18 protein-coding genes and 1 pseudogene are annotated in these 21,488 nt (G+C 46.6%); 7 read left to right on the top strand and 12 right to left on the bottom strand.

Annotation, left to right across the window (positions count from 1 at the left end):
- Positions 1-130 precede the first annotated feature (130 nt).
- Genes GJB61_RS16645 through GJB61_RS16660 form a run of 4 tightly spaced genes read left to right on the top strand, consistent with a single transcriptional unit; the run spans position 131 to position 3,860 of the window.
- Entirely contained in the window at positions 131-1,168 is a 1,038-nt protein-coding gene (locus tag GJB61_RS16645) for an ArsR/SmtB family transcription factor (protein WP_154119891.1), read from the top strand.
- A 37-nt stretch (positions 1,169-1,205) separates the two neighbouring features.
- Positions 1,206-2,003, top strand: coding sequence for an ABC transporter permease (locus GJB61_RS16650; RefSeq protein ID WP_338115888.1), 798 nt, complete (start codon positions 1,206-1,208; stop codon positions 2,001-2,003).
- Between the two features lie 22 nt (positions 2,004-2,025).
- Positions 2,026-3,045 carry an ABC transporter ATP-binding protein gene (locus GJB61_RS16655; protein WP_154119895.1) on the top strand — a complete coding sequence of 340 codons (1,020 nt, stop codon included), beginning with the start codon at positions 2,026-2,028 and terminating at the stop codon, positions 3,043-3,045.
- Entirely contained in the window at positions 3,042-3,860 is an 819-nt protein-coding gene (locus GJB61_RS16660) for an ABC transporter permease (protein WP_154119897.1), read from the top strand. Before GJB61_RS16655 ends, GJB61_RS16660 begins: the two co-directional genes overlap by 4 nt.
- A gap of 136 nt (positions 3,861-3,996) precedes the next feature.
- On the opposite strand, the pseudogene GJB61_RS32200 reads toward GJB61_RS16660, so the two are convergent.
- A pseudogene (locus tag GJB61_RS32200) lies at positions 3,997-4,101 on the bottom strand (nitrogenase iron protein); the annotation flags it as partial.
- Positions 4,102-4,191: 90 nt separating this feature from the next.
- Positions 4,192-4,707, bottom strand: coding sequence for a hypothetical protein (locus GJB61_RS16670; protein WP_154119898.1), 516 nt, complete (start codon positions 4,705-4,707; stop codon positions 4,192-4,194).
- A gap of 186 nt (positions 4,708-4,893) precedes the next feature.
- On the opposite strand from GJB61_RS16670, the gene GJB61_RS16675 reads away from it, so the two are divergent.
- From GJB61_RS16675 to GJB61_RS16685, 3 genes are read left to right on the top strand one after another with little or no spacing between them, the layout of a single operon-like run.
- Complete coding sequence (locus GJB61_RS16675) at positions 4,894-6,504, top strand: spore germination protein (RefSeq protein ID WP_154119900.1); 1,611 nt, start codon at positions 4,894-4,896, stop codon at positions 6,502-6,504.
- A gap of 11 nt (positions 6,505-6,515) precedes the next feature.
- Positions 6,516-7,751, top strand: coding sequence for a Ger(x)C family spore germination protein (locus GJB61_RS16680; RefSeq protein WP_154119902.1), 1,236 nt, complete (start codon positions 6,516-6,518; stop codon positions 7,749-7,751).
- A 42-nt stretch (positions 7,752-7,793) separates the two neighbouring features.
- Positions 7,794-8,882, top strand: a complete 1,089-nt coding sequence (locus tag GJB61_RS16685) for a GerAB/ArcD/ProY family transporter (protein ID WP_154119904.1) — start codon at positions 7,794-7,796, stop codon at positions 8,880-8,882.
- 131 nt (positions 8,883-9,013) lie between these two features.
- Here GJB61_RS16685 and GJB61_RS16690 read toward each other — a convergent pair whose 3' ends face one another.
- From GJB61_RS16690 to rhaA, 10 genes are all read right to left on the bottom strand, one after another.
- Positions 9,014-11,320, bottom strand: coding sequence for a thiamine pyrophosphate-dependent enzyme (locus tag GJB61_RS16690; RefSeq protein ID WP_154119906.1), 2,307 nt, complete (start codon positions 11,318-11,320; stop codon positions 9,014-9,016).
- A 26-nt stretch (positions 11,321-11,346) separates the two neighbouring features.
- The gene (locus tag GJB61_RS16695; protein WP_338115896.1) at positions 11,347-12,357 is read right to left on the bottom strand and encodes a 2-oxoacid:acceptor oxidoreductase family protein; all 1,011 of its coding nucleotides are present in this window, start codon (positions 12,355-12,357) and stop codon (positions 11,347-11,349) included.
- 409 nt (positions 12,358-12,766) lie between these two features.
- Positions 12,767-14,218 (bottom strand): nicotinate phosphoribosyltransferase, encoded by a 1,452-nt coding sequence (locus GJB61_RS16700; protein WP_154119908.1) that lies wholly within the window; start codon positions 14,216-14,218, stop codon positions 12,767-12,769.
- A 23-nt stretch (positions 14,219-14,241) separates the two neighbouring features.
- Positions 14,242-14,781: a cysteine hydrolase family protein gene (locus tag GJB61_RS16705; protein WP_154119910.1), complete on the bottom strand. Its 540-nt coding sequence runs from the start codon at positions 14,779-14,781 to the stop codon at positions 14,242-14,244.
- A 20-nt stretch (positions 14,782-14,801) separates the two neighbouring features.
- A complete protein-coding gene (locus GJB61_RS16710) occupies positions 14,802-15,572 on the bottom strand; it encodes an NUDIX domain-containing protein (protein ID WP_420819752.1) in 771 nt (256 codons plus the stop codon).
- 163 nt (positions 15,573-15,735) lie between these two features.
- Positions 15,736-16,152 carry a YlbF/YmcA family competence regulator gene (locus GJB61_RS16715; RefSeq protein ID WP_154120012.1) on the bottom strand — a complete coding sequence of 139 codons (417 nt, stop codon included), beginning with the start codon at positions 16,150-16,152 and terminating at the stop codon, positions 15,736-15,738.
- Positions 16,153-16,215: 63 nt separating this feature from the next.
- On the bottom strand, positions 16,216-17,802 hold the full coding sequence (miaB, locus tag GJB61_RS16720; RefSeq protein WP_154119912.1) for a tRNA (N6-isopentenyl adenosine(37)-C2)-methylthiotransferase MiaB: 1,587 nt from the start codon (positions 17,800-17,802) through the stop codon (positions 16,216-16,218).
- Positions 17,803-18,042: 240 nt separating this feature from the next.
- On the bottom strand, positions 18,043-19,137 hold the full coding sequence (locus GJB61_RS16725; RefSeq protein ID WP_154119914.1) for an NADH:flavin oxidoreductase: 1,095 nt from the start codon (positions 19,135-19,137) through the stop codon (positions 18,043-18,045).
- A gap of 170 nt (positions 19,138-19,307) precedes the next feature.
- On the bottom strand, positions 19,308-20,153 hold the full coding sequence (rhaD, locus tag GJB61_RS16730; RefSeq protein WP_154119916.1) for a rhamnulose-1-phosphate aldolase: 846 nt from the start codon (positions 20,151-20,153) through the stop codon (positions 19,308-19,310).
- Positions 20,154-20,214: 61 nt separating this feature from the next.
- Positions 20,215-21,471, bottom strand: a complete 1,257-nt coding sequence (gene rhaA / locus GJB61_RS16735) for an L-rhamnose isomerase (protein ID WP_154119918.1) — start codon at positions 21,469-21,471, stop codon at positions 20,215-20,217.
- Positions 21,472-21,488: the final 17 nt, after the last annotated feature.

Raw genomic sequence — 21,488 nt, forward strand, 5'->3', positions numbered from 1 at the left:
CTAAATGCACAAGGGTTCTCTCGCCTTTTTTAATTTCAATTGACAATAACAGTGATCCAACCTATAATTTTGAACACTTTACGCGAAAGTGGTTTTTGATTAACCAAATGGTTAATCGGAAAGGAAAGAGATGAGCTCACTCCCAACATTAAACCGTAAGATTAAGACGATTGTTAGCCCTTTTCATGAATTGTTATGCAGTCTGCATGTCTTGGATCAGCCGGAGCATCACCCGAAACGTTTGCAATGGGCACTGGGACTCAAAGCGCAAATGCCACTTCCTCTGCAAGAGGCAATACACTCTGTAGGGAAATTGTCGGATAGCTGGACAGCTCTCATCGATCTACCGGATCATGCCGGGACACCCGTGTCCTGTGTTGACGGAATCATCGAACTTAGCCAACTGCCGGATGCAGAGCTTGTACTTCTATTACTCAATAACAAGGTTTCCCTAAGCACTATTATTTACAAAATGCACGGGACAGAGGGGTTACTGCCTAAAGAGGAAATGGATGCAGATGTGCAGTACCTGCTTGCGAACGTAAATACTGTCCGTAAGCTGCTCATATCAACGCTGGAGACGTATGAACGGGATTATTTTCGCCAGGAATGGCACTATATTGAGCCGTGGATGAACCTAGCTGCCGCAGAGTTTCAGGAAACTGCCACCCGAACTCCGGAAAAAGCAATAAATACCCTGCATCCCCGCCTACATGCGGAGAACGGAACGGTAACCGCGCAAAAAGCGGTCACTTATTACTATCCTTATGAGCGTCTGCAGCATGTCTATGTGTTTCCTTCGACATTTATTTTTCCACATCTGCTGATCGGTTCAAGTGAGGATACATTATACCTGCCGCTTGCGGTGGACATTCCCGGCCTATCCTACAGTGATGGTCCACCTGCTGATCTGCTGCGCCAGCTCAAGGCACTAGGCGACGATACGCGTCTGCGTATCTTGAAGCTGCTATGGAAGGGACCATATTGCACCAAGCAGCTGGCTCCCATCCTGGGCATCTCTGAAGCAGCAGTCTCCAAACAGCTGAAGCAGCTCAGTGAAGCAGGGTTCGCCAGGTCTGAACGAAAGGGAAACTACCTATTCTACAGTGGCTGCAAAGATGCCTTTGATGCGCTTATCGTCCTGCAGAGGCAATTTCTTGAACAATGAAACTTTATCAATATTGACTAAAAAGGAGCTGTCGCTAGTGTGGCAAACCGCTATCGCGACCTTGGTCAGGAACCAGCGGGCTAATCGCCGAGCCTATCCCTGGACTTTTACCTTAGGTCATATCATTGATGGGGCATATCTTGTCCTCATCTCTTTTTTCTCTTATGTCTATCTCATTCAAGGAGATGTAGATTCACAATTTGCAGTTTATACAGGCAGCAATGATTATTTAACCTACGTCATTATCGGAGGTCTGCTAAATATTTTCTCCATCAGCATGATGATGAATATATCGAGAGCACTGATCACCGAATGGCGGGAAGGCACATTGGAAGCGCTGCTGCTCTCACCTTCCAATCGAAGCGGGTATTTTGTGGGCAATGCCATTCAACAGCTATACCGCAGCGGCTTGGAGTTACTCGTAGTGCTCAGTTTCGGGCTTCTGGCAGGTCTACGGCTGCCCTTCCCCCATTTGTGGTCCGTCATTGTCGGAGGATTAATTTATTTACTCTCCTGTTATGCGATGGCGCTGGTACTAGGGAGCATCATGCTCTTCACACGGGATACGTACATTGTGCAGAACACCTTATTTGCAGTTACCGCTCTGCTATGCGGTTTTCAATTTCCGCGGCAGTATTTACCTGAAATGTTGCAGCACGCAGGTGAGATCTTTCCGTTGACGCACTCGCTTCAATTACTGCGGGGCGCTCTCCTTACCGGAGATGTGATTAGGTTAATGGATATCTTGCCAATCGTACTACTAAGTACGGTATATATTGCGGTAGGTCTATGGAGCAATCGACTGGTGGAACGAAGGTTGTTTGAGCGGTTCTAGATACAGGAGGGATAATCTGAAGATGATTAAATTAAATGAAGTCAGCAAAATTTATGAAACCAAACATAGACAGGGCTGGTTCCACTCTGAGAAAAGATCGGTAAGTGCGGTAAAATCTCTGAGTATGACCATCGCTTCCGGGGAGATTGTAGGCCTTCTCGGGCTCAATGGTGCAGGCAAAACTACTACGATCCGCATGCTGTCTACACTCCTCGAACCTACCTCCGGCAGCATTGAGGTAGACGGCGTTTCCATGGCTACGAACCGACAGGTTATCCAGCAAAAGGTGAATATGATCGCCGGAGGTGAACGGATGCTGTACTGGCGGCTCACCGGCCGTGAGAATCTCCAATACTTCGGTAAGCTATATGGTCTTAAGCGCTCCCAGATTGAGCGGGAAGCTGAAGCACTGCTGCGCGAAGTTGGATTAACAGATGCCGCCGACCAGCCGGTTGAGCAATATTCAAAAGGCATGAAGCAACGCCTGCAGATTGCCCGTGGCTTAATCAACGACCCGATGTACTTATTCCTGGATGAACCAACGCTGGGCTTGGATGCGCCTATTGCCAGACAACTGCGCAGTACCGTGCGGAAGCTTGCACTGGAGAAGGGCAAGGGCATCCTGCTGACCAGCCATTATCTGCAGGAGGTCGAAGAGCTCTGTGACCGGGTCTATGTGCTGAACCAAGGTGAACTATTACTGTGTGATACGCCTGAGCGTATTGTCCAGCAGGTCGCGGGCACGCAAACCGCCCATCTGGATGTCACAGGCTGGAGCGAACAGCTGCGCCCGCTGCTGGCTGAGCAGCTTGCCGCAAGGGAGTATCCTGCTGCACTGGTCAGTGCTGACTCTGTAGGAATCAACACCCTAAGAAGTGATGAGCCTTATCGTATCTCGGTTCAGACCCCTTCTGCCGACCGCCTGATTACGGAACTGCTGCCGTGGACAACCTTGCATGGACTACATATAACCGGCTTTGCCTCCGAAAAGCCTAATCTGGAGGACGCCATTATCCTGCTCTCGGAGGGGAAGAAATCATGATATCCAGAGGTTTCTGGCTGACAGTCCGCGCGGAGGTGAGCAAGCAGCACCAGAATCGTACGAAGGGGCGGGCCGTATTTTTCTCGCTGCTCTTGTGGCCTGCGCTGACTTTTCTGACTTCCTATTATACGATGCTGCCTTACAGAACCGGTGCAGGTTCTGTCCTCTCACGCGTGATACCGGATGGTCGGGTACCGTTATTTTTGCTAAGCGGTTATCTGGTATTCCAGCTATTCTGGACCGTCGTTCAGGCGGCCTGGCTTTTTGAACTAGAGCGTAAAGGGGGCACGCTGGAGATGGTTTTTCTCAGTCCGGCTTCCAAAATGGCGTTTCTGTACGGCCGCTCCCTGTATTCCCTTTTCCACGGAATCTGGATGTTTGCCGTCTTTTCGGGACTGACATTCGTCTTCGTAGCAGATATTTCGACCATTAATTGGCTAGCTTTACTTCCAGCATTACTGCTTATTATGGTGTCGGCAATAATCTGGGGAGCGGCACTCTGTGCGATATCGCTGTTCTCCAGAGATTCCGGGCTGCTGTATTACATTTTCCAAGCTCCGATGGAGCTGTTTGGTGGCGTGCGTATTCCTCCTGCAGTATTCCCAGCGTGGGCAACCGGACTCTCGTTGCTCTTTCCGCTAACCTATAGTCTGATCCTCGTGCGCGGAGCCTTAAACAACCATATAGGCAGCAGTTGGTGGTGGTCACTTTCTATTCTTATCTTAGGCAACATTGCGCTTATAGCCGCCACACGTTATATACTGATCCGCGCGGAAAAACATGCACGAGTGAAAGGAAACTGGACTTTATTCTGAGCACCAGTGTGAGGTAATGTGAAATATTCTCAGACGCAAGTTAACCCAAACCACTTCCTGAGAGGAGTAGTTTGGGTTTTTATATATGTCGGTATAGGCAAAGATGCAGATTGTACACCATGCTATAAATTTGATCCTAGCGATAGGTTCCCAACACGATTATTCTCGCCGCATAGATCGCCCTGAAATCCGCTGATGTGACCGTATAGACATGCTCAGTAATCCCCTCACGAATCGGTACGGCGAAACCGCCACCACTCCTGAAGGAACGGCATCTACAAAGATGCTGACCGGCCTGCGGTTAACCGCTTGGCTAATTAAACATGTGCGATCAAAAATGTGTATCCATTCGTTCAAACAGATTTGTGAATAATGCTTTGACCTTTTTCGAATATTTCCCCTTCTCTTTTCCCATTGAGGTATACACGAGCGAAGCATTATCTTTAGTATATATCTCTGTCTTTGTGGTCGTGGTTTCGGCGATTTGTTCATTTCCATACCAGCTTGGAATCTTATTCAGCAGCATCTGTGGACTTGAGAATACATGCAGTGTAATCGTTTGTGAAGGCTTGCTATTAATCAGGAACTGATAGCTGATATTGCCTCTGCTGTCTTCGGCGAACATATCGTGGGTCAGCTTAATCTTCTCTCTGGCAAAAGAGTGCCGCATTTCGTTGATAAAACGTCCATTCAGACCTTTCCCCTGGGATTGCGCGAGCATTACACCATCTTGATAAGACTGCAGCTTATATCTTCCAGCTTCTTTCTGTACTTGCTCTTGACTGCAGCCTGCCAGGACCATGCCTAGCACCATTACAGCAGCCAATAAACTTGCTATGCGTTGCATCGTGTCAACCACCCTCTTCCTCTCTTCTAGCTACAATCCTGTTATCTATAGGATGGCTGAGAACATGACTTATATACTTTCTTTGAAAAAAGTTAAATGAAGAAGCACGGGCTTGCTATTCCCATTCTATGAATATTTCCTACTTGAAAAGTAAAAGTTATAGTTGAACAAGGGAGGCCTGTGCCAATGCATTGGATGAAGACTATACTAAAACCCGCCAAACGTCGTCCACTAAAGAACACAAATCCAATAACACAGACTCCTGAACCCATAAATTCTTCATTACCTCACACATTGACTTTACTTCATAAAATACTTGGTGATAGCCCTGACTTTATCATGCGTAATTTTAGCGACAGCCCCTCCGAGCCCGGTCCTATTGCCATTTGTTATATTGAGGGGCTAATCGAACAAAACCTGCTCTCGGATTTAATGGAAGCCTTAATTGCAGAACAGGCCTCTAAAACCTCTTTTACATCTGACGTACACAGTACAATTAATGCCCTAAAGCAAAAAATACCTACGGGAAATATAAAAATCATCCATGCAGAAAATCAAATGATCGCGGCTATCCTTGCTGGAAATGTCGTAATTCTGGTGGATGGTGTTCAAGTTGCTTTGGCCGCCTCCATCCAAGGCGGGATTAGGAGAGCCGTTGAAGAACCCACCACACAAACTGTAATTCGTGGCCCGAAAGAAGGGTTTACAGAGGAGCTTTCCACCAACATAACATTGCTTAGACGAAAGCTGCGGACACCCGACCTCAAGTTCGCTAGTCGCAATATCGGTCGATACACACAAACCAGAGTCGTATTGGCCTATATTGAAGGACTTGCCCAGCCAGAAGTGATAGAAGAAGCGAAAAAACGTCTGGAATCCATAGATACGGACAGCATACTTGAAAGTGGGTATATAGAAGAGTTCATTCAAGATGCGCCGCTTTCTCCATTCCCGACACTCTTAAATACAGAGCGCCCTGATACCGTAGCAGGAAGCTTATTGGATGGACAAATAGCTATCTTCATTGATGGAACGCCTTTTGTACTGCTTGCACCTGTTACCTTTATTAAATTCTTTCATTCGAGTGAAGATTATTACCAGCGATATGACATTTCATCCTTTCTACGGATTATCCGTTTGTTCTCTTTCCTAATTGCCCTACTGCTTCCGTCCTTGTATATTGCCATCACGACCTTTCACCAAGAAATGCTGCCTACTACCCTTTTGATTACTCTAGCCTCACAGCGGGAGGGAACGCCATTCCCTGCTTTATTGGAGGCCCTGATCATGGAATTAATCTTTGAAGTTATTCGTGAAGCCGGTGTTCGGATGCCCCGGGTCATTGGCCCAGCTATATCCATAGTAGGAGCACTTGTCATTGGCCAAGCAGCAGTGCAAGCCGGTCTGGTCTCTGCTGCAATGGTTATCGTAGTCTCCTTTACGGCAATATCAAACTTTGTAATCCCTTCTTTTAATATGGCATCGACTGTCCGGCTTATCCGTTTTTTTCTCATGCTTATGGCAGGAATGCTCGGATTATTTGGGATATTGGCCGGGCTTATCCCTATTTTATTTCATCTTGTCGCGCTCCAATCTTTCGGCGTTAGATATCTTACGCCCTTCGCTCCTTTCACTAAATCCAATATGAAGGACTTTTTCATTAGAGTACCTTGGTGGGCCATGAAGACCAGACCCAATGGTATATCTGGTCCCAACAAGACCAGACAAGCACCTCATCAATATCCCGTCAATTCAGCTAAAAAAGAGCGTTGTGATGAACCCAATAAACAGAAATAAGGAGAGAAACTATGCGTCGACTGTGGGTTATTTCCGCTGTGCTTATTATAGGGTCATTGCTCACAGGATGCGGAAGCCGTATCGAGTTGAACGAATTAGGGATTACAACAGCAACCGGAATAGATGGTCATAAAGGGGAATGGACGGTAACTTATCAGGTTATTGTTCCTTCGGCAATGTCCTCCAGCTTAGGCGGATCTGCAGGTGGAGGTTCTTCTCAAGCCGCCGTGCACACCTTCTCAACTCAAGGAAAGACCATTCGAGATGCTATTGATATCAGTAACCTGGAGAATCCACGCAAGCTGTATTTTGCCCATAATAATGTGTTAGTCATAGGTAAAGAGGCTGCGGAAGCAGGTATTGAGGAAGTTATTGATAACTATTTCCGTAATCCTGACGCCAGGGAAACCGTGAAGGTATTAGTAGCTGACCGGAAAGCTCGTGAACTCCTAATGCAGCTCATCCCACCGGAAAAGATTCCTGGTCAAGCACTCTCAAAAATCCTGCAAAAAGATGATCAAACAGGCTCATTTTACCCCTCTATCTCTATATATGAATTAGCTCTGAAGCTCAGCTCCGACAGCGGTGCGGCAGGAGTTCCTGAGGTATCTATAGTAGGCTCTGATAGGGAAACACTGGAATCCTCCGATATTTTCAAAAAAACATCTTCCAAGGCAAATTTAAAGTTATCCGGACTATGTATATTCGATAGGGCCAGGAAGGTCAAGACATTAAACCAAAAGGAAAGTCTGGGTATTTCGTGGCTAACCAACCATGTGAAGAGCAACACCCTGTCATTTGAAGATGAGAATGCCAAGAACGCTGAAAAGGCACTATCCTCTTTCCGGATCAATACAGCTAAAGTTAAAGTTACCCCTGTAAAGGGCCCGCTGCATTTCTCCTTAGAGGTTAAGGTAAAAGTGGCCGGAGAGTTGGTCATATCTAATTCCGAAGAAGATCCCGCTAAGACGAATAATATAAAAAAAATGCAACAGCAAGTGGAAAAGGTCATAGAGCAGCAAATTGAGGAGGGCTGGAAAACCGTTCAGAAGCTGCAGATCGATCTTGTGGGAATCGCCGATAAAATCCATCGAAAGTATCCGGAGTATTGGAAAGAAAATAGGGATACCTGGCCTGAAGAATTATCTAGAATGGATATTAACATTGATGTACAAGCCTCCATTAAACGACCTGGACTTTTTCAGAAGTCTTTTAGCAGTCTATTAAAGTCCAAGTCCGATCAATAAAGCCTGAACAGCAAATCAACGAAAGGAGATGACAAGAACCCAATGAATCAAAATATAACCCGTGTCTCCGAGCTGATCATTTGTCTTGTATTATTTGAGGTTGGCAGTACCACATTATTTCTTCTAGGTGGGGAAGCTAAACAAGATGCTTGGTTAGCCGTGTTGATTGGGGCATTATTGGGCCTGTTCCTTCTTTTACTTCATCTGGCTATCCACCGTCAGAACCCTAGTCTGGATTTGTTTCTCTTGTTCCGCCGTTATATGGGCAAGTATCTGGGTACGTGCATAAACCTAATGTTTGTTGGCTACTTCACCTATGAGACTTCCCGAAATTTACGTGATTTAGGCGAGCTGACCGTAATGACTTTACTGAACCAAACACCAATGTGGATTATTATTTTGATAACAATCCTGGTTATCAGCAATAATGTCCGCTACGGGCCTGAAATATTCTTTCTAATTTGTGTGGTTCTTTTTCCCTTTATGTTATTCACTTATATGGTAATTGGTATATTAATACCGGCCTCTGGCCTTATTCATTATGATTTCATGTTTCCGATTCTGGAGAATGGGCTAAAGCCGGTTCTAAAAACAGCAATTCCCGATATCGTCTCTTTTCCGTTCGGACAGACGGTATTATTCCTTGTTTTTTACCCGCTGGCAACGAAAGGACGGAATCTCTCTAGAGCGGTAATCATTTCCTATATAGTTGTTGCGCTTTTTCTGACTCTATTTAATCAGCTGAACATACTTGTTCTGGGACCCAAAATTGCGGCTAACAGCACTCTTCCTCTTCTGGAAACGGTACAATTGATTCAATTAGCGGAGGTTTTCGAACGGATGGATGCACTGTTTATCATGATTCTCTTTCTCGGTTTAGGAATCAAGATGACCGCCTTTTTCAATGGTGCAGTAATAGGGTTAGAAAGAATAACCGGGGTTCGTTCTAAAAAATGGATACTTCCTTTGGGAGCTATCATTTTGGGGCTTTCCTTTCTATCGCCCAATTACACCTATCACATGGAGATCGGCCGAGTTGTTGCGGTCAAATACTGGTGGCCCATCTTCCAGTTTGTTCTGCCTTTGTTGCTCTTTGTAATCATGTTAATTCGCAAACCCAAGAAGAAATAACCTTCACTTAAATAAAATCTATCTCCACGATATACTGACCGAAACATAAAACAGCCAGCCTCCAATAACTTGGAGACTGGCTATTCATCTTCTCAATCGTAGATTATGAAATGATAACAACTGCTTTGATCTTACAAATCTGGATGCTCATGTTTCACTTTCAGACGGTTCCAGCGGCGCTGTACTTCATCTTCAAAGATGTGCAGGGCAGGTTCATTCTCTGGTTTAAGCAGATGGCGGGTCTTGCCCATCGTCTTGAGCCAAGCAGAAAGCTCGACACGTTTATCTTTCTCTTCCGGATTGTACGTGATATTCGTAATTCCCTGTTCTACTTCATACAGAGGGAAGAAGCAGGTTTCTACGGCCAGGGATACAATGTTAGAGCCCTCTTTATCTTCGGACATCCAGTTTAGCGGACAAGCCGTTAAGATTTTACCATACACCAGACCTTCATTCTGCGCATACCACTGTGCTTTAGCCGCTTTCTTCACGAGATCCTGTGGAAATGCCTCAGAGCCAGTGAACACGTAAGGAATGTTGGTAGCCGCCATAATCTGCGCTGTATCCTTATGTTGTGTCGATTTACCTTGCTGGAACTTACCAATGCTCGAGGTTGTAGTACGGTGACCGAGCGGCGTAGAATAAGTCTGCTGAGCACCAGTATTCATATAACCCTCATTATCATACTCAATGATAATCATCTTGTGACCACGCAGTGCAGCCCCTATTGCGGGTCCCATACCGATGTCCATCCCACCATCACCTGTAACCATAACGAACGTGAAGTCCTCTTGAATACCAAGTTCATCAAGCTCACCACGGCGTTTGCGCTCCCAGAACATCTCTACTACACCAGACAGCGTAGCTGCACCATTCTGGAACAGGTTATGAATAAATGTTGATTTATGCGAAGAATACGGATAGCCCGTAGTCGTTACCATTGCACAGCCTGTGTGATAGAGGGCTACAATATCTCCTTCAATCCCTTTGAAGAATGTTTCCAAGCCTGAGAAAATTCCGCAGCCCGGACATGCACCATGACCAGGGGATACACGCTTAGGTTTCTTCGTTAAGCTGCGCAGCGGTGGAATCTTTACACTCAACTTGCCTGTAACTTCATCCTGCTTCACAGTAATCAGACCTGTTTTGAGTGACTCAAAGTTCATCGGCTTCAACAGACGTTGTGGTGCTTTTTCTGGAGCACCAGCATTATGACCATAATAATCAAAAGGTACTTCGACCTTACCTGCGGCAACAGCATCCATTGCCAATTGGAAGAAGTTATGACCGTCCTCAGCGTAGAAATCCTTGCCACCCAACCCGTAAATCCGGCTGATGACTTGGGTAGTCGTATTGTTGTAAGTGAACAATGCAGCTTTAATCTCATTCACCATGTTGCCGCCATGTCCGCCAATAGAATCTGCACGATCGCCTACTGTGATAGCTTTAACATTCTTCAGGGCTTCAGCAATTTGCTTCTGCGGAAAAGGACGGATCATATTCGGGGAGATTGAACCGGCTTTGACACCTTGCAGGCGAAGCTGATCTACAACGTCCTTGATAATCTCCGAAGCGGAGTTCATCAGGAATACGGCTACATCAGCATCCTCCATACGATATTCTTCAACGATCGGATAATGACGTCCGGTTAATTCACCGAATTCTTTGGATATTTCTTCAAAAACATCGCCAGCATTATACATGGCTACTGATTGCTGATAGCTGTTATTGATAGAGTCAGGTTCATTCATGTAAGCACCAACAGAAACCGGATTATTACGATCCAATGTATCTGTAAAGCCCGTTGGTGGTTGTTCTCCCACAAATTTTTGCACATCTGCACGGTGGGCGAAAGCCTGCACCCGTCGTTTTTGGTGAGAAGTAAAGTAGCCGTCTGAAGCAATCATCACTGGCAGGCGGACCTTGGCATGCTCAGCAAGCTTAAGCGCCATCAGGTTCATATCATAGACGGACTGTGGGTCACGACACATCAGAATCGGCCAGCCTGTATTTAATGCGAAGTATAAATCGGAATGGTCACCGTGGATGTTAAGTGGTCCAGAAATCGCGCGGCAAATCAAATTCATAACCATTGGCATACGTGATCCAGACTGTACTGGCAATTGCTCAAGCATAAACATATAGCCTTGCGCGCTGGTCGCATTGAATACTCGTCCACCAGCTGTAGAAGCACCATAACAAATACCGGCAGAGCTGTGCTCACCGTCTGAAGGAATCAGCTTAATATCATGCTGTCCATTAGCCTTCATTGTATCCAGAAACTGGGCAACTTCTGTCGATGGCGAAATCGGAAAGTATCCCATAACATGATAATTGATCTGATGAGCAGCATAGGCTGCCATTTCATTGCCGGATTCATATAGAGATTTCTGCTCTACCTTGGCAGAGCCGATTTCTTTTTCATAATCGATAGCCATGTGTTGTTCCACCTTTCTTCCCAATATTAAGACTGTGTAATAAGATCAAACTGATGGTGCACGGTATGACTGTCGGCGTAGCCTTCGTGTTCACGCTGACTTGCCAGGGCTGAGGTTGGGCAAGCTTCCACACATTTCAAGCAGCCTTTGCAATATTGGTAATCGATGCCCTGCAGGTACATTTGCGACCGGCCCTTCTTATCAATCCGTTCTTCCCACACAAAACACATATCCGGACAAACCGTGTCGCATTGCGCGCAGTTAATACAAGACTCTTGGTCGTAGGTTGGCAGCATTCCGGAACGGGAAATGCTTAGGTTCTTTAAGAAACTGTTCCCCGGATTGATAATGACGCCACCAATCGGCTGCGTATCATATCCAAGCGCCGAAATATCAGAACGGACATACTGCGGCATGCTCTCACCTGCTGGCAGATCGAAATGCAGAAACTTCACTTCATTAAATCCACGATCAAAAGTAGTAATAGCCGACTGCACCGCTTGCGGATATTTCTTGCCAAGCGATTTCTCGATGACTTCCTTCATAATGTCCGGATCGAGAAAATCACACATCCGGAACAACGCGCCCAACATGGCCATGTTTACACGGTTCTTCTCTTTCAGTGCAATGCTTGTCGCATCAATAACAGCTATCGTACCTGCCTTCATATTCAATAATTCTTTCAGTTCCTCAGGCGATTTGTTTGAATTGATCAGCACGGTGCTGTCTGCATAGATTCCACTTGTTACATTTACGGTCTTGGCCAACGACTCATGAAATATCCCAACAACATGAGGACGTTCTACTGGAGTGGTATCGCGGATATGTGTGTTCATATCACAGAAGCGGATATGCGCTTTAACAGCAGATCCTTTCTTCTCCGAACCATAAGATGAGAAACTCACCCCATTCATTCCGGCACCGACAACGCCTGCTTCAGCAAGCATTTTCCCAGCCAAGTTTGCACCCAGGCCTCCTATTGATTCCAGACGAATCTCAAAAAATCCGAGCTCGTTTACTTTTGGCAACTGTACCACCGACATAGCCCCTTTCAAAATGTCATTTTAAATAACATACTTTGACTTTTTCAACGATTGTAACTTGAATTTGCAGGTAAGGAAGTGACAAATCTTGCATTCTCTACCCTTTAGGAATCACAATTTTTTATAGATTTCAATCGATTTCTTTATATGCGACAGAGCTGCGTTACTTTAATAGAAGATAATCTGCCACAAAAACAACATTGTGTGAAAATTGTGTGAAAACTATATGAAAACGGATGTTTTTACAGGTTATCATAGAGTTACCTGCAACCTTAATTTAGCAATTAATTAAAAATTAAGATGTTAAATTTGTCACAGTAAACATGATATAAATCACACTAAAGAGACGCTCCTGAATAACACAGGAGCGTCTCTTAGTTTCTTTATTTATTATGTCCAGCATCTATTCTATGTCAGGTTCCATATGCTGAGCCAGCAACTGCTGCTTGCGTGACCATACCTGCTGGCTAAGGTTCACCCGGTAAACCTCGGGATTCAGCTTACGCAGATACTCCGGCCAGAACAAGTCGAGCTGTTCCTTGTGATAGCGGCGAATTTCACTGAGGTCAGGTAACGAATACACCTGAAAACCATTGACGTAAATCGGCTCCAGCATCGAGAGTGCCTCATAGCGGTCGACACGCTTTTGCATATAAGGGTGCAGTGGATTAAACAGCTTCAGCTTTGCACCGCTTCGCGGTGCTGCCTCTTCAGGAAAGCTGATGTAATCAGCTAGCGCTTTTCCGTTGGTGCCAATAATACGAAAGACATCTTTTTTGCCGGGAGTAGATACTTTCTCAGGGTTGGAGGAAATCTTGATCGTTGGCACCATTTCTCCACTCGCTGATTCTATTTCCACCAGCTTGTAGACTCCTCCTAGAGACGGTTGATCGGAAGCTGTAATAAGCTGCGTACCCACGCCCCAGGTATCTATAGCCGCTCCTTGCAGCTTCAAATCCATAATCGTATTCTCATCCAGATCATTGGAAGCCACTATCTTGACATACGGCAACCCTGCCTCATCCAGCATCTTCCGCGCTTGCCGCGATAAATAGGCCAAGTCACCGCTGTCCAGACGGATGGCATTCATCCGTTTGCCCTGCGCCTCCAGCTTCTTAGCGGTAATAATCGCATTCGGAACGCCGCTGCGTAGGGTATCAAAGGTATCCACCAGCAGCGTAACCAAATCCGGCATTACCTTGGCATAGGCGTCAAAGGCCTCCAGCTCGCTATTGAAGCTCTGGACCCAGGAATGCGCGTGTGTCCCTTTGGTAGGGATACCGAACAATTTGCCGGCAAGCATATTCGAGGTTGCATCGAAGCCGCCGATATAGGTCGCACGAGCACCCCACACCGCCGCATCCGCTTCCTGTGCACGCCGAGTACCGAATTCAAGCAGAATATCATTAGGGGCCACCTGCTTGATCCGGGACGCCTTGGTTGCTATCAGTGTCTGATAATTCATAAAGTTCAGAATTGCCGTCTCCACCAGCTGTGCTTCCATAATTGTACCTTCAACGCGGATCAACGGTTCATCAGGGAAGACCAGAGCCCCTTCTTTCATCGAATGGATGGTCCCCTGGAAATGGAACTGCAGCAGCTCCTCCAGAAAAGCAGGTGCGTAGTTCTCCTCCTGCTCCGATAAGTAGCGGATATCATCCTCACTGAAGCGTAAGGACCCAATATATCCGATGATGCGCTCCAAACCCGCGAATACGGCAAAGCCGTTGCCAAACGGCAGCTTGCGGAAGTAGGCCTCGAACACAGCCTTGCGTTTGTGGGTCCCGTTCACCCAATGGGCATACATCATGTTGATTTGATATTTATCAGTATGTAGAGCAAGTTCTCTTCTCAAGTGCTCATCTCCTAGTTGCTGTGCTACGCCTTCACAATCCTTGCTCCCAGACTGTTCTCGAAGTGTCCAAGCGCCCAGGTATGACCTTCGGCGTTAAAGCTGGCTACTGCGTCCTGGTGAACAGTGATAGCAAATCCTTGATTATAGGCGTCAACTGCTGTGTGCAGCACACAGATATCCGTACAGACACCGCAAAGATGCAGTTCAGTGATGCCCCGCTCCCGCAGCTTCAATTCCAAATCGGTGCCACTAAATGCACTGTACCGGGTCTTGTCCATCCAATAGATATAAGCGCGGTTATCCTCATAAACATTCTTCAAGCTTCCGTACAGCTCACGGCCTCTGCTGCCCCGCAGATTATGCGGTGGAAACAGCTTACTCTCCGGATGAAAGGTGTCATTCTCATCATGGAGATCTACAGCCATAACGACATAATCGCCTTGCTGTACAAATTCTGCGGTCAATTGAGCTATCCTAGGTTCAATATCAATACCCGGCTGTCCAACCGGCAGACTTCCATCCACAAAATCATTCGTAAAATCAATCACGATCAATGCTTTCATGAGTTGAACCCCCTAAGAAACTAAGTATAGATGGATAATAAAGGCTCATGATCTGTGAACATGTACAGCTGAGCCGGACGCTGTGAGTACTGGTTGGAGCTGAGCGAATTGCCCGCTTCATCATTCACTTCTACTAATATACCCTGGCGGCTGCGGGTTGAAGTGATTTTGCGAATAAAGTTAGGTTCCTTGAACTCAGGCACTACCGTCTGGATAACCTGATACAGCTCACTGAGCGTAAAATGCTGAGGTAGAAACTGTCTCGCAATCGTTGTCTGCAGCATTTGCTGCTGAATACGCAAGTAGGCGTCTGTAATAATATTATGATGATCGAACGCTAATTCCAACTCCTCAAGCGCTTCCTGCAGGGTGAATAAACCGACTTCGCCTGCGTCATCGGAGGCCTGTCTTTGCTCTAGCATCCACTCTTCAACCAACGCGAAGAAGGCGTGGCTGATGATCCAACCGCGGGGATCGCGGCCCGGTGTGCTATAGACTCCAAGATACTCCAAATGCCCACCGTTCACACCCGTCTCTTCCTTCAGTTCACGGGTTGCTGCATCGTATATGGATTCGTCCTCCTGACAAAACCCACCTGGTAAAGCCCACATCCCGGCATAAGGCCATTTCTTACGTCTGATCAGCATTACCTTCAATTCACGCAGAGGCAGTGTCTTGGTAACCGTCTTCCGCTCGCGCTTGGTCAATGTAAACATAACAATATCAGCCGGAACACCATCCGGCGTGCGGTACTTTTTGGCGTTATAGGTTTGTTCCCCGTTCTCGCTCACTATAGATCCATCCTTTGCCGCAGCTTTAGTTTACTATTCGTATCTTTAAATGTACCAAACTTGAACTGATAAAATCAACTACCCTATGTAACATAGTTTACATCATTCAGCGAGATTTAAAAATAAAGGAGCGGATCTATATCCGCCCCTGATCTATTCTGAGTTAATCGCCGCATGTGGATGGAGGTGCTTCAGTGCCGGCTTCCACATTGATTTTGTCCGAAACCGTGTCTCTGATTACAGAAATAACAAGCTGCAGCAAATAATTGATATCGGTCTGGCTTTGCTGGAATTCATTCACCACGGGAATCCCGTCGATTTCATCCTGCAACACCTCGATCTCGGCTTCAATCTTGGCCACCATGGCTTTATTCTTGAAGCTTTCGAAGGCAACAATCTCCTTCTGTTTCTTCTTAATCGTCGCGATCAATCCCTGTACCCGTTCGTGGTTATTGACTTTTAACTCGGCCTGCTGAAAATGCCGTACTTCCTCACTGGTCGAGATCAAGGAAGCTAGCTCTTTCGCCTTGCCCATAATATCTTCGCGGACGATTAGATCACGGGTATTGTGGGACTGCATTCCGTATTCATTCAGATGCTGTTCCTTCTGGCTCACTGCTCACACGCCCCTTTTCGTATATGATTAATGGATCACAGCAGCTTCGACTACGCGATCGCCTTTAATGTACCAAGTCTTAGTATCTGTAATTTTCACCTGCACAAAGGTACCGATAAGCTCTTTCGTACCTTCAAAATGCACGAGCTTGTTCGTGCGGGAACGACCGGAGAGCATGTTAGCGTTGTTCTTACTCTCACCCTCTACCAGAACCTCGACGACCTCTCCCAGCATTCCGTCATTAATGATCCGGCTATTCTCTTTAATGAGACTATTCAGCCTTTGCAGACGTTCACTCTTAACATCCATTGGTACATTATCCTCCATAGCCGCTGCAGGGGTACCCTCGCGTGGAGAATAAATGAACGTGTAAGCCATATCATAACCTACCTCGCGAACAAGCGATAGCGTATCCTCGAACTGTTCCTCCGTTTCACCGGGGAAGCCGACAATGATATCGGTAGACAGCACAGCACCTGGTACATTGGCCTTGATCTTGCGGACAAGTTCCTGATAAGCTTCGCGGGTATATTTGCGGCTCATTTTCTTCAACACAGCTGTGCTCCCGGATTGAACCGGCAGATGGATATGCTCCACCAGATTGCCACCTTTGCCGAGCACTTGAATCAATTTATCATCAAAATCACGGGGATGTGAGGTCATGAAGCGGATGCGCGGAATGTCGATTAGCCGCATGTCATCCATCAGATCGCCGAATGTATAATCGATATCCGTAAAATCCTTGCCATAGGCGTTCACATTCTGCCCCAGCAGGGTCACTTCCTTAAAGCCTTGACGGGCCAGCTCCCGCACCTCGGCAATGACGTCCTCTGGACGTCTGCTGCGCTCCTTGCCACGTGTAAAAGGTACGATACAGTAGGTACAGAACTTATCGCAGCCATACATGATGTTTACCCAAGCGCGCATACCTTCACGCTTCTTCGGCAGATTCTCAATAATGTCGCCTTCCTTGGACCATACTTCCACGACCAGCTCTTTGCTGAACAAAGCTTCCTTAATCAGCTGCGGCAGCCGGTGAATGTTATGCGTACCGAAGATCATATCCACGAAGCTGTGCTTTTGCATGATCCGGTTCACAACGCCTTCTTCCTGCGACATGCAGCCGCAGATGCCGAGCAGTAGTCCCGGTTTCTCGATCTTCAGTACTTTAAGATGACCGAGTTCGCCAAACACTTTATCCTCTGCGTTCTCGCGAATCGCGCAGGTATTAAGCAAAATAATATCCGCCAGATTCCGATCAGGGGTGCTGCTATAGCCCATCTGCTCCAGCAGGCCCTTCATTGTTTCTGTGTCATGCTCGTTCATTTGGCAGCCATAGGTTGTGATATGGTAGAATTTATTCTCCCCAATATCAACCATATCAGCCGGAATTTCGAAGTCATAATGGACTTCAATATCTTCCTTGCCCCGTCGTTTGCCTTCCTTATAGTCAGGCTGGCTATTGATCTGCACGTTTCTGCCCTTAATCCGGTAAGTAGTCTTGCCTTCAGTTTCACTGATCAGCTTGGCATCACTGAAATCAAAATATTGCGCGTAATCTTTGGCACCCTTGCCGGATTTTAAGTCCGGTGAGTTATTGTTCCCCTTAGTCATGCTGCTCACGTCCTCTATTGATAAACAATTATTTTTATTCTGCTAATTTAAAATTATAACATATCTACTTATTCATAGGTATGGTCGGAGTTGATAATCCTTCACTGAAGATTCAATCGCTTACAAATTTATAGATAAAAAAGAGCTGCCCACCAAGCAGAAATCGCCTATGGACAGCTCTTTTCCTTTATATAGCTGCATTGCATGCAGTTCAGCAATGTGGGATTTCGTTATTTAAGCTCAGTATAACGTTTTGGTCGACTCGGAAGTAAATGGAAGAATCTCGTCTGTTCTGCCACTCTGAACCTTTGCAGGCCACTCGGGATCACTGATCAGTGCTCTGCCTACTGCGACTAGATCGAATTCCTCTTTCTCCAGCTTCTCTACCAGACGATCCAGATTATCCTCTTCATTCTCATCGGGAACCGCGGATACAAACTCGCTGTTCAGGCCAACGGAGCCGACAGTGATGCTTGGTTTGCCTGTTATTTTCTTCGTCCAACCTGCCAAATTCAGCTCAGAGCCTTCGAATTCAGGCAGCCAGAAACGGCGGGTGGAGCAATGGAAAATATCTACGCCAGCATTGCTGAGCGGCGCCAGGAAACGGGTTAACTCTTCGGGATTCCGAGCGAGCTTAGCATTATAATCCCCAGATTTCCACTGTGAGAAACGCAGCACAATCGGGAAGTCCGGTCCGACTGCGCGGCGGCAGGCGTCAACGATCTCTACGGCAAACGTAGTACGCGCTTCCATGTCGCCACCATAACGGTCTGTGCGCAGGTTTGTTTTTTCCCAAAAGAACTGGTCGATTAAATAACCATGCGCGCCATGCAGCTCGATACCGTCAAAACCAATTCGTTTGGCATCTGCCGCCGCTTGTGCGAAAGCTGTGATAATTCCCTGAATTTCATCCTCAGTCATTGGCTCTGTAACCTGTTCTCCAGCCAGATTCAAGCCGGAAGGCCCAATCGGCAGAGCCTCAGCATTAGGTAATGAACCTACGGAACGCGCCATTCCCACATGCCACAGTTGCGGAATAATTTTGCCACCTGCTGCATGGACTTCTTCAACCACATGTGCCCAGCCCTTCAAGGCTTCTTCCCCGTGAAAGTTAGGAATGTTCGCATGGCTGACTGCCGAAGGATGGTTAATCGCTGTACCTTCAGTAATGATTAGACCGACCCCACCTTCCGCCCGGCGGCGGTAATAGGCGGCAACTTCACTACCGGGAACTCCGTTAGGGGAAAACACCCGTGTCATCGGTGCCATAACAATCCGGTTGGAGAGGCTTAGATTGCCTGCCTGAAAAGGTGTAAATAAAATTTCTGTATTCATAAATTGGCCTCCGTATCATAATTTGATTACTTTAAGTAAGTCTTATTATCGCTCTCTTTGAGATCATTTGCAAATTGAGATATAACAAAAAGCCGGGCATAGCAGTTTAGTCTGCCGATGCCCGGCTTGCACCGAGAAGAATAGGAATGAATTCAAGTTGAAGCTACGAATTAGACGTTAAGAATCCCAGCCTTAGGCGTAACGTTAAAAGCTTTTGCCAAATCTGCCAGCTGTTGGTCGGTGATTTTTTGTTTGATCTCTCTGCCACCGATCAGGTTATACACAATTGCTGCCTTCTCTACAGTTTCAACCAATCCGAATGTGGAATCCATAGTTGAACCTGTGCCGAAAATACCATGTTGCGGCCAGATCACTACACGGTGATCCTTCATTTTCTTAGCGGTTTCACGGCCAATTTCGCTGCTGCCCGGAACGATCCAAGGAATAACACTTACGCCATCTGGAAATACAACGAGGCATTCGGTGCACATTTCCCAGAGTGTCTTGGTGAACTTCAGTTCATCCAAATCATGGGTGAAGGTCATAGCGATAACATTAGTAGCATGTGTGTGCAGCACGATACGGTGCGTTGGATCAACCTTCAACCGTTCGATATGGCTCATGAAATGGGAAGCAAGTTCACTTGTTGGCACTGCTCCGTTACGCAGCCCCCACAGCACTTCTACACTCTCGCCGTTTTTGCTGACCCGAAGTACGCCCATATTAGCTTCAGGGTCTTTGATTACATTTCTAAAATATTTGCCGGAACCCGTTACGATAAAATATTTACCGGCTAGTTCCGTTACCGGAAAAGTAAGGTTAATAACACGCAGCGGCTCCAGAATGTTGATATACTTGGCAACCTCTTCTTCATCCAGCAGATAGCTGACGTTACCGCCGTTCAGCTCATCCCAACCCAGTTCCCACATATGGTGGGTAATTTCAGCCATTTCCTGGATAAACGGTGCTTCAATGCTGGCAATATAACCTTTGGATTCAATCACGGATGTACTCATTTCGTATCTCTCCTTTTTATAGGTATTACTCCATGTCCTTGTGTTGCCTTCTATACCCTTCTTATCTTGCAGACAGTACTTCCTGCTCATAGCTCTTCACATCAGCCAGCCATTGCTCGCGTACCGGTGTATTTTGCGTTGCACAATAATAATCCCAGATCGCTCCAAATGGATAGGATTTGAATTCTTCGACTAGTGCCAGACGTGAGGTGTAATCTCCATCCAGCTCGATCTGCTTAAGCACGGCAATAGGCTCCAGCATCGCACGCAGCAACGCCTTAATCGTATTGCGTGTGCCAATGACCCAAGCAGCGATATGATTGATGCTGCCATCGAAGAAATCGAGACCGATATTCGTGCGGGAGAGCAAATCTCCACGTACCAGTTCACGGGCAATTTCCAGCAATTCATCATCCATCGTAACTACATGGTCACTGTCCCAGCGTACGGGTCTGCTGACATGCAGCAAGAGTTGCTCGCTGAACATGAGAATCGAGGACAGTTTATTGGAGATAACCTCTGTGGGATGGAAATGTCCGGCATCCAGGCAGATCGCTACGCCACGGGTCATTCCATAACCCATGTAGAATTCATGCGAACCGACTACATAACTCTCCGAACCTAGGCCAAACAACTTACTCTCTACAGCATCAATGTTGTATTGTGGATCAATTTGCTCACTAAAAATTTCATCCAGCGATTCTTTCAAGCGAACTCTTGGGGATAAGCGATCAACTGGAGTATCCTTATATCCATCCGGAATCCAGAAATTAGTTACACAAGGCTGTCCCAGTTCCCGGCCGAAATGTTCAGCAATTTTGCGGGAGGCTTTGCAGTGGGTAATCCAGAAATTGCGGATTTCATCATCTACATGGCTTAAGGTGAAGCCGTCCGCCGCTTTTGGATGAGAGAAGCAGGTTGGGTTGAAATCAAGCCCCAGTCCCTGTTCCTTAGCCCAGTCAACCCATGAAGCAAAATGGCGTGGTTCTAATTCGTCCAAGTCTACCTCTTCATCCGTGTCAGCATAGATCGCATGTAAATTCACTTTGTGTTTACCGGGGATCAGCGATAGCGCCTTTTCCAAATCCTGCCGCAGCTCATCCGGTGTACCTGCACGGCCTGGATAGCTGCCAGTTACAGCAATTCCACCACTTAGTGCTTTATCCTTGAAAAGAAAACCTTTTACATCGTCACCCTGCCAGCAATGCAGGGAAATTTTGATCTGCGCCAGCTTCTCCAATACTTCTTCTACGTTGATTCCGTGTGCTTCGTACAATTTTTTGGCTTCGTTATAACTGTTCATTAGGCTCTGATCCATGCTGCTACCTCCTAAAA

It is taken from the genome of Paenibacillus monticola (assembly GCF_009664975.1).
Classification (GTDB): domain Bacteria; phylum Bacillota; class Bacilli; order Paenibacillales; family Paenibacillaceae; genus Paenibacillus_AQ; species Paenibacillus_AQ monticola.